This is a genomic window from Noviherbaspirillum sp. (assembly GCF_036846085.1).
Taxonomy (GTDB): domain Bacteria; phylum Pseudomonadota; class Gammaproteobacteria; order Burkholderiales; family Burkholderiaceae_D; genus Noviherbaspirillum.
The window spans coordinates 1-12973 of the sequence record NZ_DAIUCO010000145.1; the positions used below are offsets into that span (position 1 = coordinate 1).

Here is a 12973-nt window from a genome sequence, read left to right on the forward strand (position 1 = left end):
GACCAGAAACCGAAGTGGTTGCGCAGCACCACGTCATACTCGATGTCGACCTCGAGGCCTTCATACTTGCCCCACAACGCCATGCCGGGCACATTCTCGTTGTGCCGCACGATGGTGACGTGGGTGCCGAAGATGGGCCGGTTCAGTCGCTGCGCCTGCCCGTACTGGCGTTCGATGAACCACTGGTACAGCAGGTCGAGATCGTCTCGCGGCAATGTCGCTACCAGCGAGCGTTTGGTGTACGGCTTTTTCGAGGAGATGGGCGGCATGTTGTACGCCAGCCGCCCGCGCGTCACGAGGCGTTGCATGGAAGCAGGGCGGCACATCCGCTACGAAAAGTTGCGGACGCTATTTGCCGCTGCCCGCGGCACCGGCGGCGATGCTTCCCGCGCCCTTCGCGCCGCTGCTGTTTTTCGATTGGTCGCTCGACGAACCGGTCGGCGCGATGATGCTGGTGGACTGGCCTGCGTAAACGGACGACTGTACCGCGGCGGCGGCGGCCGGATTGTCCCGCATCTGTTGCGCCAGCTGGAGATGCTGGCCGATAACCGGAACGAGCCTGGCCGCGTAGGCTTTCAGCACAGGCGATTGGGCGCGACTGCTCGCTTCCTCGAAAACCCGATGGGACTGCTCGTGATTCACAAATCCGGCCTGCTCCATGTACATCCGGTCGAACTCGTCGCCGGCCTTCAACGCTAGCTGCCGCAGCACTGCCGCCGCTTCCTTGTCGACCCCGCCCGGCAGGATGACGCCGCCCCTGTCCGCGAGTTTCCTGAGTTCATCCAGCGCCGTCAGGTGTTCTTCCAGCATTTTCTCGCCGTAGCCGCGTATCGCGGGATTTGCCGAAATCGCGGTTGCCAGCCCGGACATCTTGATTTCCGCGAGATGGGCCTGTGCGAGTTCCCGCATCAATTTGCGATCGGCATTGCCCATGTCGATCCTTTCCTGCGGTTCGCCGCGGCCGGCAATTCCGGAGCGGTTGCTCTTCGGGTCGCCGAGGCTGTTAGTCGTTCCGCCGCTGGTCGCATTGCCGGCGCTCTCGGGCGCGGTCGCCGCCGTATCGCGCGAGGAAGCTGTCGCTCCGTCACTTCCCGCGCGTTGCCCAGGCCCGGGGCCGCTTTGAGATTGCGCCGCGGACTGCAGCGGCATGGACAGCGCGACAATCGCGAGGCCGATCGTTGCGATCACGCGGGCATGATTCAGGGTAAATCGCGGCATGGCGTTGCTCCTTGGTTACCCGCCTGCCGCAGGTACGGCGTCCGGTAAAGCGGCGGCGTGTGATCCTGTTGGACGCCGCCGCGATGAAAAAGATTTCATCGCCGGCCGTATAAGATGCGACGTTCTGAACGGACCGTGCGGGCGTCCGCCTAAACAGCCAGCAGCAGCGCGGCATACATCCCGCCGCCAAGAAGAAAGGCGCTGAACCGGCTCTGCCTGTCGTCCGGCAGCTCCTCCTTCAACACGTTCAGGACGACTGCACCGGCAATGAATGCCACCAGGACGCTGATCGCCAGTTCGGGAACGACAACCGAATATCCGGCCGCCCAGCCGGCGAGCACGGCAGCCGCGAGCAGCCATCGGCCATTGCTTGCGTATCTGAGCTTGTAGTGTCCCTGCAGGCCGAAGTCATTCACCAGGAAGTGCAGAGCCATGGCAAAGAAAAAAAACGCAAAATTGCGCACGGACTGGCCATCATCGCTCAGCAGGTAACCAATCAGAAAGTTATAGAGGGCGAAGAAGCCGATATGCAGCCAATAGATGGTTGCGACGGGCGTGTCATCGTCCCCGGTTCGTCCGCCTCGCTTGCGCGATTGCTTCGCCGCACGCTCCAGCCCGTAGAAAATGGACAGGCCGACGAAGGCGACCACGTAGGCATGGTGTTCGATAAAACCCGGCAAGCCGTCCGCGGATTCGCGGATGACTTTCTGATGTTCCGCCAGTTCGGGAAGCAGATGCAGGAACACATAGGCGACGGAAATGCCGCCGGCGCCCGACAGCCAGATGCTGCGCGGGGCGCTGTTTAAAAAGCGGAGCCTTGCTGCCAGCACATGCAGCGTTGCCAATGCGAATGCCGCGAAAAATGTCAGTGCCGCCATATTTTTTTTCTCGTTTTGAGCGGCTCCCGGCGATTGCCTTGCCGGTATGCCGTGGTGTGCCGGTATAGTGGGTATGGAAGGGTGACAACCGCATTCAGCCGACAGTTTCCATCTCGTCTACATGATTGTTGATCAACAACGGATTGCATGCATTTTTCCGGCAACGCGCTACCGGTTCGCCGCCGGCTTGTTTTTGCCACCGTATCCGAATCTGCTCAACAATATGGACGGTTTGCTTTGCCAGGAAACCCGCAGCCCGATAACCTGCATGAGCCGTTCGGGGTTGTCTGGAAAGACGTCCGTGCATATAGTATGAGACACTATCATCTTTAAAAATTTAATAGTTTTAAGTAATCAATTCTCGCTAATGACATTTACCAAATTACGCACCCGGCATATTCCGGCAATGCATGCGGAAGTACAGGAATACGAAGACGCCGTCACCGGTGCCCGCCACATCCACCTTGCCAGCGACGATCCCGAACTGGTATTCCTGGTCGGCTTCCCGACCGTGCCGGACGCGAGCGACGGACGTGCGCATATTCTTGAACACCTCGCCCTGTGCGGCAGCGACCGCTATCCGGTGCGCGATCCGTTTTTCTCGATGCTGCGCAGGTCCACCGCGCATTTCATGAATGCGATGACGTACTCGGATAAAACCGTGTATCCCTTTGCAAGCACGGACAGGACCGACTTTTTCAACCTGCTGGAGGTCTATCTCGACGCGGCATTTTTCCCGCGCCTGGATTACCTCGATTTCCTGCAGGAAGGCTGGCGTCTCGCGGTGGACGACGGCAAGCTCGCTTACCACGGCGTGGTGTTCAACGAGATGAAAGGCGCGTTCGCCGATCCGATGCGGGCGCTCGACAGCGGCATCGGCGCTTCCCTGCTGCAGGGCACGACCTATGAATACGAATCCGGCGGCGATCCGCTGGACATCCCGTCGCTCACCCACGCCGCGCTGCAGGAATTCCACGCCACCCATTACCATCCATCGCAGGCCATCTTCATGACCGCCGGCCGCATCGATGCGCGCGAGGTGCAGGCGGTGATCGAGGAGCGGGTCCTGTCCCGCCTTTCCGACCGGCAGGCAGGCGGACGCCTGTTGCCGCAGCTTGCGCCTGCATGGACGACGCCGAAAGCGGTCACGGTCAACATCCCCGGCCTGGAGCATGGCGTGCAGATCACCTGGCTGATGGGCGAATCGGTCGATCCGGAATCGTATTACCACGCCCAGTTGCTCGAAGCGGGACTGCTGAGCAATTCCGCCGCGCCGCTCGCCTATGCGATGGAGTCCGCGGGATTCGGGCGGCCGTCCGCATTGAACGGCGCCGACACCGGCATCCGCCAGATCCTGTTCCATCTCGGTATGGAAGGATTGACCAAGGACCAGGTCGGCCCCGCGCGCAAGCGGATCTGGTCGGCGCTGGAGAAAACCGCCAAGACCGGCGTGCCGGAATCGCTGCTGCAGGCGACATTGCGCGACATCCGCTTCGGCCAGCGTGAAATCAGCGGCGGCCACATGCCGCATGCGCTGAAACAATTGCTGCGCGCGATTCCGCACGAGATGTACGGCGGCGACATCATGAACGGTTTCGATCAGGAGGAAATCCTCGGCCGCCTGCAGCAGCGCATCGCCGATCCTGGCTTCTTCAAGGGGCTGGTGCAGGCATTGCTCGATTCGCCCACCCGGCTCGATACGACGGTCGTGCCTGATGCCGAATATTTCAGCAAGCGGGAGACGGTAGAGAACGAACGGCTCGCCCGGCTGCAGGCATCGCTGGACGAAGCGGAAAAGAACAGGTTACGCGCGGAAGCGGCGGCGCTGCTCGAGCGCCAGCGTCAGCCGGTCAACAACGACGTGCTGCCGCGCATTCGTCCCCAGGATGTCAGCCCGCTGCCGCGCCCGGCATTGCCGCTGCCGACGGCGGACGACGGCCGGATCACCGTGTCGATACCTTCCAACGGCATTGCCTATGCACGGGTAATGTACGACGTGTCCGATATGCCGCAGGCCGACTGGCCATGGCTGCAACTGTATGTCGATGTGCTGTCCGAGCTCGGCATGGGCGACAAGTCGTATGAAGACGCCGATGCGTGGCGCCATGACCAGGTGCCGTTCTTCGATGTCAACCTCCAGGCCATGCAGGTGCAGCCGGGGGCGGATACCGGCGGCGACTTGCGCATCGATGTCGATTTCTATGCGAAGGGACTGAGCGAGGAGAAGGCGGCGATCGCCGACGTACTGTCGCAGTCGATCCGCGGTGCGCGCTTCGACGAACATGAGCGGCTCGCATTCCTGATCGACAGCATGGTGCAGGACATGCGCAACGGACTGGCGGAGGAAGGCGACAGCTACGCCAGGTTGGCTGCCACCGCGCCGGTATCGCCGCTGCGGCATTTCGACGAGCAGATCAAGGGCGCAAGCGCGCTGCCGTTTTACGGCAACCTGCACCAGAAGTCGCAGACTCCGGAAGGCCTGAAGGAAATCGCCGGCCGGCTGGAAGAACTGCACAAGCGCATTGTTGGCCGCAAGCCCTTGATCGTTGCCGCCGGCATCGACAAGGACGGTGAAGAACTGGCGTCGCTGCTTGACCTGCCTGCACCGATCACCCGGTCTTCACAAGCGGCGCAGGCGGAACCCGAACAGGTCCGGACGGCGCCGTCACAGTCGCTTGCCAAAGCGGCATTGCATGCGCCGGCACAGGTCAATCACTGTTTCGCCGCATGGCAGGTGCCCGGTGTCGGGCATCCGGATGCGCCCGCGCTCGCCGTGCTCGGCGAGATACTGACCAACCTGGTATTGCACCAGGCGTTGCGGGAGGAGGGCGGCGCCTACGGCGGACAGGCCGGCTACAACCCGTCGATCGGCGCATTCGTGATGATGTCCTATCGCGATCCGCGCCTTGCCGCGACCTACGAGGATTTTGCACGGGCAATCAAATGGGTTGCGGACGCGGAACTGAAGCAGGAAAACATCGAGGAAGCGATCATCTGCGTCATCCAGGACCTCGACAAGCCGCGCACCCCGTATGCGGAAGTAGTCTGGTCGCTGAACCAGCAGCGGCAGGGCATCACCGAGGACATGCGGCGCCGTTACCGGCAAGGCGTCCTGCAATGTAATGCGGAGCGGATCAAGGCCGCCGCCGCGGCATGGCTGCAGGACAAGGCCCACAGTCGCGCGGCCTTCGTCGGCAACGCCAGCCAGGACCTTGCAGGGCTTGAGGTGAACGACCTGATGGCATTGGCAAGCTGACAGGCGCTTCGGCCCGGCGCTTGCGCAAAAGCAATCGATCCATGTAGTTCCTGTGGTCAAATTGACTGCAGGAACTACTCCTGCGGAAGATCGGTCAAAACCCGGTCACGCATGCGCCTGATGGTGAAAACGCATCCGATGCAGCCCTTGCTGCAATCATGATGGGCAGACCCCATCGAATCTTCCTGTTTCCCGCGCTGCCGACAACTATCTGGAGTAACAATGCGCGTCCTGCACGTCTGTTCAGAAATCTATCCGCTGCTGAAAACCGGCGGCCTGGCCGATGTGGCCGGCGCACTACCGCCGGCCCTGGTCCGCGCTGGCTGCGATGCCCGCCTCCTGGTCCCCGGATTTCCTGCAATGATGAATGGCGTGGCGAATTTGCACCTGATCGCCGAACTGCCGCCCCGATTTGGTGCGAGTGCGTTGCGGCTTCTCGCCGGCACCCTTGCCGACAGCGGCCTTCCTGCCTATGTGATCGATGCGCCCGGCCTGTACGATCGTCCCGGCAATCCCTACTACGGCCCGGATAACCATGACTATTCCGACAACCACCGCCGGTTCGGGCTGCTGGGGTGGATGGCGGCCGAGCTTGCGCTGGGACGTGATCCGTCATGGAACGCCGACATCATCCACGGCCACGACTGGCATGCAGGCCTTGCGCCCGCCTACCTGAAGGCGGCGGAAATGCGCAACGGCCGCAAGGTGGCCGGCAGCGTATTCACGGTGCACAACCTTGCCTACCAGGGCGTTTTCCCGAGCCATGTCTTCGGCGAACTGGAACTGCCGTGGGAATTTTTCAATATGTACGGCGTCGAGTTCTACGGCAATCTGTCGTTCCTGAAAGCGGGCCTGTTCTATTCCGACAAGATCACTACCGTCAGTCCGACCTATGCGCGCGAAATCCAGGAGCCGGAGCAGGGCTGCGGCCTGGACGGCCTGCTGCGCGGTCGTGCCCACGATCTGCGCGGCATCCTGAACGGGGTCGACCTCGACGTGTGGAACCCGGCGGCCGATCCCGACATCGCGTCCCACTATGATCGCGAATCGCTCGAAGGCAAACGCGCCTGCAAGCGCGCATTGCAGCAGGAAGCCGGATTGGCCGTCCAGGAGAATGCGCCGCTGTTTGGCGTCGTCAGCCGGCTGACGGATCAAAAGGGATTGAACCTCGTGCAGGCGGGCCTGCGCGGCATACTCAGCCGCGGCGGCCAGCTGGTGTTGCTCGGCAGCGGCGATCCAGCGCTGGAAGCGGCATTCAGGGAAGCGGCGGCGGCGCATCCGTCATCGGTGTCCGTCCATATCGGCTACGATGAAAAAAAGTCGCATCGCATCATCGCCGGGAGCGACGTGATTCTGGTACCGTCCCGCTTCGAACCCTGCGGCCTCACGCAGCTCTATGGACTCCGCTACGGCACGCTGCCGCTGGTGCGCCGCGTCGGCGGGCTTGCCGATTCGGTGGTGGACTGCACGGCCGAAAACATGGCACAGGGAAAGGCGACCGGGTTCGTCTTCGACCGGTTCGAGAATGAAGCGTTTGTCGCCGCCGTGCATCGCGCATGTGCCTTGTATGCCCGCCGTGACGAATGGTTACGCATACAACAGTGCGCAATGGCGCAACAGTTCAGCTGGGATCTCGCCGCCGGCCAGATGCAGGAGCTGTACCGGCAAGTCGCGCCGCGCTGAGATGGCGCGCGCTGCCGGATCGAAATGCATAATGCAGCAGCAGTGATCGAAGGAACCCGCCGCAGCGGCTGTCGCCGACTGCCGGATTTACGGAATTGAAAGCATATGAACCAACCAATCAGCCTTGATCGACAAGATCACGCCGTGGCAAGCCTCAAGGACGCCATCGTCAGCAAACTGACATACTCCATCGGCAAGGATGCGTCGTTCGCCACCCCGCGCGAATGGCTGCAGGCCACCGAACTGGCGGTGCGCGATCTGATGATCGAACGCTGGATGAAGACGCGCGCGGCGCAGCATGAGCAGGCGAGAAAACGCGTCTACTATCTGTCGATGGAATTTCTCATCGGCCGGGCATGCAGCAACGCCGTCCTGGCGCTGGGCATCTATGATGAGGTAAAGGCGGCGCTCTCCGCACTCGGCGTCGATTTCGAGAACATTGCGAATTTTGAGCCGGACGCGGCACTGGGCAATGGCGGCCTGGGCCGGCTGGCGGCATGTTTCCTCGATTCGATGGCGACGCTGGGCATCGCCGGAATGGGCTACGGCATCCGCTACGACTACGGCATGTTCAGGCAGCAGATCGTTGACGGCAACCAGGTGGAAACGCCGGACTACTGGCTCACCGGCGGCAATCCGTGGGAATTCCCGCGTCCCGAAGTGCAGTATCGTGTCCGCTTCGGCGGCTACACCGAGCAGCACGGCGACCAGGCGCGCTGGGTCGGCACCGAGGACGTCCTCGCGATGGCCTACGACACGATCATCCCGGGATATGCGACCGGAACAACCAACACCCTGCGCCTGTGGTCGGCCAAGGCCACCAGTGAAATCGACCTGTCCGCCTTCAACCAGGGCAATTATTTCGGCGCGGTCGAGCACAAGAACCATTCGGAAAACGTCTCCCGCGTGCTGTATCCGGACGACTCCACCCAGTCCGGGCGCGAGCTGCGCCTGCGCCAAGAATATTTCTTCGTATCCGCCAGCATGCAGGACATGATCCACCGGCACCTCGCCACCCACGACGGCTTCGCGCACTTCGCCGACAGCGTCGCTGTTCACCTGAACGACACCCATCCGGTGCTCGCCGTGCCAGAGTTGCTGCGCCTGCTGATGGATGAGCACGGTATCCCCTGGAAGAGCGCCTGGGCGATGGCGCAGAAGATTTTTTCCTATACCAACCACACGCTGATGCATGAAGCGCTGGAAACCTGGCCGGTGAACATGCTTGGCCGTGTATTGCCGCGCCATCTGCAAATCATCTTTGATATCAACGCCGAATTCCTGCACAGCGTCACGGCGCAATTCGGCTCCGATATCGACCTCATGCGTCGCCTGTCGCTGGTCGACGAGCAGGGCGAACGGCGGGTGCGCATGGCCTATCTCGCCGTGGTCACGAGCCACAAGGTCAACGGTGTTTCGAAGCTGCATTCCGAGCTGATGAAGCAATCCATCTTCGCCGACTTCGCCAGGGTGTTCCCCGAGCGCTTCACCAACAAGACCAACGGCATCACGCCGCGCCGCTGGCTGGCGCAGGCCAACCCGTCGCTTTCGGCGCTGATCGATCAGCGCATCGGGCCGGAGTGGCGCCGTGACCTGGACCGGCTGGCCGAAGTCCGCCCGCTCGCCGAGGACCACGGGTTCGTCAATGCGTGCCGAGATGCGAAGCGCAACAACAAGCGGCGTCTTGCACAGTGGGTGCAGAACAATCTCGGCATCGCGCTCAACCCGGACTCGCTGTTCGACGTGCAGGTCAAGCGCATCCACGAATACAAGCGGCAGTTGCTCAATCTCCTGCATGTCGTCACACGCTACAACCGCATCATCGCCAATCCCGATGCGGACTGGGTGCCGCGTACCGTGATCTTCGCCGGCAAGGCCGCATCGGCGTATCACATGGCCAAGACCATCATCAAGCTCATCAACGATGTCGCCGTCACCATCAATAACGATCCGCGTGTCGGCGACAAGCTCAAGCTGGTGTTCATCCCGAATTACAGCGTCACCCTGGCGGAGCTCATCATTCCCGCAGCCGACCTGTCGGAACAGATTTCGCTGGCAGGCACCGAAGCCTCGGGCACCGGCAACATGAAGTTCGCGCTGAATGGCGCATTGACGATCGGCACGCTCGACGGCGCCAACATCGAAATCCTGGAGCAGGTCGGGGAAGACAATATCTTCATCTTCGGCAATACGACCCCGCAGGTGCAGGATATCCGCGTGCACGGGTACCAGCCGCGCCAGCTGTATGAATCCAACCCGGAACTGAAGCAGGTGCTGGACCAGATCCGCGACGGCCATTTCTCGCCCGGCCAACCGGACCGGTTCCACCGCGTCTTCGATACGCTGGTCAACTACGGCGACCATTACTTGCTGCTCGCGGACTATGCCAGCTATGTCACCACGCACGAGTCGGTGGACCAGCTTTTCCGGCAGCCGGAACAATGGCACCGGAAAGCCATCCTCAACGTGGCAGGGATGGGCATGTTCTCATCCGACAGGGTGATCGGGGAGTACGCGAGCGAGATATGGCGGAGTGAGCCGGTGGTCATGGGGTGACTGCGCGAAAGGATTGCTGACGACTGCGATTCATACGAATGTTCTGACGTAATGAAACGCTCTGTTCAAGAACATCGGTGAATCGCGGTTGGCGTATGCAGATTGCGTTAACAACCGCGAAGGCTCTTCCTGTTATGGAAAAGCGTGGACATTGTCAGCACCGTGGTAACCCTATTGATAAACGCCGACGGCCGTCAGTGCGGCGGCTGCCAGCAACCCCATCCAACCGGGGTGCTTGCCTTTCGTTCCAACGAGGACGAGCAAGGAACTGACCAGCAGTGCGCATGCAATCGCCTTGCTGAGTGTTGATTGCGAAATTTGTGCTGTCGACGGAAGTGCCAACCAGAGAAGCGTGATTGCGACGCACCATCCAAGTGCCGTGACGACGTGCCAGCTTGCCCAAAGGATGCGCACATGCGGTTCGCGCAGCACGTTCCCGCCGTTTGTCGGGATGATGCCTTGAAGGCGCATTAGGCGAAAAATCATCATTTCACCCAATACAGAGTGCACAAGGCCTATGACAAAGGTGAGAACGCCAGCAGCAAGGAAATACGTGTTCATGCCCGACCTCGGTGAGTGGTGGCGCGGTTAACTAGTACCCAAAGCCGGAAGCGGGACATGTACGCGCAACCTTCAGATCGCAGGTACAAGCGTTTTCACCGCATGGACTCCTTTAACGAAGATCCCCAGCCCGGAGGAGCCTAACATGAAAAATGCAATGCGCCTGAAATTTACCGCACTAAGCTTTTTGTAGATAGTGATTCCCAGCAGGGTACACGGCAGTACAACTGGCAAGAGAAGAAGCAGCAAACTCCAGAACTCTGCGCTGAAGCTCGCCGGATGGAATACTGCGAGCAGCAGCAACGAAAAAATCTGCATGGTCAGGATATATGGTTGCACGATTGACCGTATTTCCTCCTTCGACAACTGCGCGAGCCCGGCCCACATCACCACCGGTGCTCCAGGAAACGCGGTGAAGCCGCCCAACACGCCGCCGACTCCGCCGACAACAAGCGACGATCGCGTATTGGGTGTTACCTTCAGCCACGCGCTATTGGGCTTCGCTATCGAATACGCGGCATACGCCATCAAGAATCCACCAAATCCTGTCATGAGTGTCGGAACCGGCAAGATCGCCAACAGCCAGAGTCCGACTGGAACACCGATCACACCACCGATCAAGTAGGGAACAGGGCTGTTTGGGCCCGCCTGCCTGAGCGGTTTCATATCTGCGCGCAGCTGTCCAATGGAGAGCAACTGGTTGGCCGTGGAGAGGGCCATCAAAAGCGGAATGGCGAGCATCGGAGAAAGCAGTGATAGGGAAATCGCGCCTATGGCGGAGAATCCAAAACCGGAAAGGCCGCTCATCACCCCCGAAGCCGCGAGGATCAGCGCAAGAAGAACCGTCGAAGCCAGACTGAGTTCGGGAGGAAGAGCAAAGTTGAATTCCATTTCACATTACCTTCAAGTCACTATTGTTCGTGCCGATTGCACAGGAGTGCATGGTTCTCAACCGCCAAGATGGAGCGGATGTTAAGTGGCAATATCGACGGGGTGAATACGACTTTGGTCGTAGCGTGTATAAAGTGCTACAGCAATGAACGGTACATCCGGGCGTTTGATAGGCGAATCATTGGCGACTGGACGGGACCCGCGAGCGCAATGTGGGTGGCCTGTCTATGGAGCGTATCGCCATCGCGGCCGAGCGGGATACCGGTAACGCGTGTCGCATCACCGGATAGACCGACGGTCTCAAGCGTTTTGTTCGTCAGGGCTATGCGAACCGACGGTTAAATCACATCGGCGATGCGGCTGAGCGCTTGAGTCAGCCGATCGAGATTTTCCTCGTTCGCAGAGCCGACTCGGGCTTTGACAGCTTGAGCAGTCGCAATGTCGTCAAATGCTTGCTCCCATGTCAGGCGCGTCCCATTATCAACAGCGGAGAATTGAATGGTGAGCGTGAAATAGGGCGGGCAGTCATGCCGAATGACGATGCGCTGAGCACGATCAAGCACAGAGAAGTAGCTCTTGTTGGCATAGCTCTTCCCGTCTGGCCCATGCATTGTGAAAACCCATTGTCCACCGACCTTGAACTCAAATACCTTGAAAGAGTTGGTGAATCCGGCTGGTCCCCACCAGGAGGCCAGAACAGCTGCTGAGGCGAAGGCGTCGTAAATGGCTTGAGGAGAAAACGGCAATGTTCTCTCGGTGCGTAGGATTCTGTCTTTATCCATAGTCCGTATGTCGTGCTGGGGCGGTTTGAGCGACGTTTAATGCAGCAATGACGGGCACTGTTTTACGGCGTCTCTGTCCATGAACAAGTTAAACAGCATTTTCTTCTTCGATTTGTAATGCAGGCCAGATGTCCAGCCACCGTTTATTCTTAGCTCTTTCTCGGACGACCGAGTTCGGATAACCTGTCTTTGGATTTGGCCTTATCGTATGGGCCCAGCAATGCTCCATCCCATGCGGAGCGATGATTTCAACAGCATTATTCCCAGCCAACCGTACGCCAATACACGTGGGCAGCTCTGGGTAGTAGCTTATCGCGTCAGCAGAGCTCTGATATGGCGGGTGTCCATTTCGCAAGTGCATCCGTGCCTGATTACGTACCTGCCAACGGATGGCAGGCCTGAAAGACCGAAGATGCGATTCGATACGCTGCTCAGTGTCTGCAGATAAGTCTATAGGGTCAAAGTAAGCCACATCAACATCGTTTAAAGGCGTATATACGTCTCGATCATGAAGGTGGTCCCAAATCAAGTTGCGCACGAATCCGGCAACAATCATCCAATCGGGTAATCCAGCATTTTTTACTACATCAAGGCAATCCATACGCCACATATCGGCACGGATTAGCATTTCGGCTTTCGTTGTAGATGGTAACGCCATGAACTTCAATGGCTTTGATAACCAGGGGCGCAACCGCCTGAGTTCATTGGCATGGTGGGTTGCGCCAGGTCAGGCATCTGATTCTCCCCACAAGCGGTTCCTGGCTCCAAACTGCGCTCCGGCAAACACAACGAAGGCATATATGGCAAGGATAGGTAGAGCCATCAGTGCAAATCCATATGTGCCAATCACGATAGGTGTCCAAAGCAAGCAGAGAGCAAGGAACGCTGCAATTCCAATGCGGCGTGCAAGATATAGATCGAAAAACCAGCCGTGAACAACGCCCACGGCCAAGCCTGCCATCAAGATCACCGTCGCAATTGTCACTCCGGATTTACTCGCCAGTGAATAGTACACGGACAACGCAAGACCAATGCTGGCGACAAAGCTTGAAATCGGGGCTATCACTCCTTTATTGATTCTCATTTTGAAACCTAAGGCTAAGCTGAACAAGCCACTGTTTTTTTGGATTGACGTCGATTTGATCGGC

11 protein-coding genes are annotated in these 12973 nt (G+C 59.6%); 3 read left to right on the forward strand and 8 right to left on the reverse strand.

Annotated features, from left to right (window positions below; genetic code table 11):
* The 3 genes from V7080_RS16360 to V7080_RS16370 all read right to left on the reverse strand — a co-directional run.
* The coding region (locus tag V7080_RS16360; protein ID WP_334189459.1) for a hypothetical protein at positions 1 to 308 on the reverse strand (308 nt) is incomplete at its 3' end.
* Between the two features lie 40 nt (positions 309 to 348).
* Positions 349 to 1218 (reverse strand): DUF4142 domain-containing protein, encoded by an 870-nt coding sequence (locus tag V7080_RS16365; protein ID WP_334189460.1) that lies wholly within the window; start codon positions 1216 to 1218, stop codon positions 349 to 351.
* A gap of 149 nt (positions 1219 to 1367) precedes the next feature.
* Entirely contained in the window at positions 1368 to 2096 is a 729-nt protein-coding gene (locus V7080_RS16370; RefSeq protein WP_334189461.1) for a hypothetical protein, read from the reverse strand.
* 367 nt (positions 2097 to 2463) lie between these two features.
* On the opposite strand from V7080_RS16370, the gene V7080_RS16375 reads away from it, so the two are divergent.
* The 3 genes from V7080_RS16375 to V7080_RS16385 all read left to right on the forward strand — a co-directional run bounded on the left by V7080_RS16375 (position 2464) and on the right by V7080_RS16385 (position 9591).
* Complete coding sequence (locus tag V7080_RS16375) at positions 2464 to 5352, forward strand: insulinase family protein (RefSeq protein ID WP_334189462.1); 2889 nt, start codon at positions 2464 to 2466, stop codon at positions 5350 to 5352.
* 222 nt (positions 5353 to 5574) lie between these two features.
* A complete protein-coding gene (gene glgA / locus V7080_RS16380; protein WP_334189463.1) occupies positions 5575 to 7035 on the forward strand; it encodes a glycogen synthase GlgA in 1461 nt (486 codons plus the stop codon).
* Positions 7036 to 7140: 105 nt separating this feature from the next.
* Positions 7141 to 9591, forward strand: coding sequence for a glycogen/starch/alpha-glucan phosphorylase (locus V7080_RS16385; RefSeq protein WP_334189464.1), 2451 nt, complete (start codon positions 7141 to 7143; stop codon positions 9589 to 9591).
* A gap of 171 nt (positions 9592 to 9762) precedes the next feature.
* Here V7080_RS16385 and V7080_RS16390 read toward each other — a convergent pair whose 3' ends face one another.
* The 5 genes from V7080_RS16390 to V7080_RS16410 all read right to left on the reverse strand — a co-directional run.
* Positions 9763 to 10077: a hypothetical protein gene (locus V7080_RS16390; RefSeq protein ID WP_334189465.1), complete on the reverse strand. Its 315-nt coding sequence runs from the start codon at positions 10075 to 10077 to the stop codon at positions 9763 to 9765.
* A gap of 147 nt (positions 10078 to 10224) precedes the next feature.
* The gene (locus tag V7080_RS16395) at positions 10225 to 11043 is read right to left on the reverse strand and encodes a sulfite exporter TauE/SafE family protein (protein WP_334189466.1); all 819 of its coding nucleotides are present in this window, start codon (positions 11041 to 11043) and stop codon (positions 10225 to 10227) included.
* Positions 11044 to 11381: 338 nt separating this feature from the next.
* The gene (locus V7080_RS16400) at positions 11382 to 11825 is read right to left on the reverse strand and encodes an SRPBCC domain-containing protein (RefSeq protein WP_334189467.1); all 444 of its coding nucleotides are present in this window, start codon (positions 11823 to 11825) and stop codon (positions 11382 to 11384) included.
* Between the two features lie 88 nt (positions 11826 to 11913).
* Positions 11914 to 12483 carry a nucleotidyltransferase family protein gene (locus tag V7080_RS16405; protein WP_334189468.1) on the reverse strand — a complete coding sequence of 190 codons (570 nt, stop codon included), beginning with the start codon at positions 12481 to 12483 and terminating at the stop codon, positions 11914 to 11916.
* Positions 12484 to 12552: 69 nt separating this feature from the next.
* A partial coding sequence (locus V7080_RS16410; protein ID WP_334189469.1) for a hypothetical protein occupies positions 12553 to 12973 on the reverse strand: 421 nt, incomplete at its 5' end.